This is a genomic window from Streptomyces sp. NRRL S-495 (assembly GCF_000966955.1).
GTDB classification, from domain to species: Bacteria; Actinomycetota; Actinomycetes; order Streptomycetales; family Streptomycetaceae; genus Kitasatospora; species Kitasatospora purpeofusca.
Genome location: NZ_JZWY01001251.1, coordinates 1 through 328, shown reverse-complemented (window position 1 = coordinate 328; position 328 = coordinate 1). Strand labels below are relative to the sequence as shown.

At 74.7% G+C, this 328-nt stretch carries 1 protein-coding gene; it reads right to left on the bottom strand.

Annotation, left to right across the window (positions count from 1 at the left end; translation table 11 throughout):
* On the bottom strand, positions 1 to 328 hold a 328-nt coding region (locus VR45_RS40940; RefSeq protein WP_045945060.1), incomplete at both ends, for a polyketide synthase.

Sequence of the window (328 nt, the reverse complement as noted above, 5' to 3'; positions counted from 1 at the left end):
CGCCGCCGGCCAGGGCCAGCGAGCACTCGCCCGACCGCAGCGCCCGTACCGCGAGGTGCAGCGCCACCAGCGAGGACGAGCACGCCGTGTCCACGGTGACCGCCGCTCCCTCCAGACCGAGGGTGTAGGCCAGTCGGCCCGACGCGACGCTCCCGGTGTTGCCGGTCAGCAGGTGGCCGCCCTCGTCGGCGCCCTGTTCGAGAGAGGGCCCGTAGTCCATGGTCATCGCCCCGACGTAGACGCCCGTCGGGGTCCGCCGCAGGGTGGCCGGGGCGATCCCGGCCCGCTCCAGCATCTCCCAGGTGGTCTCCAGCAGCAGCCGCTGCTG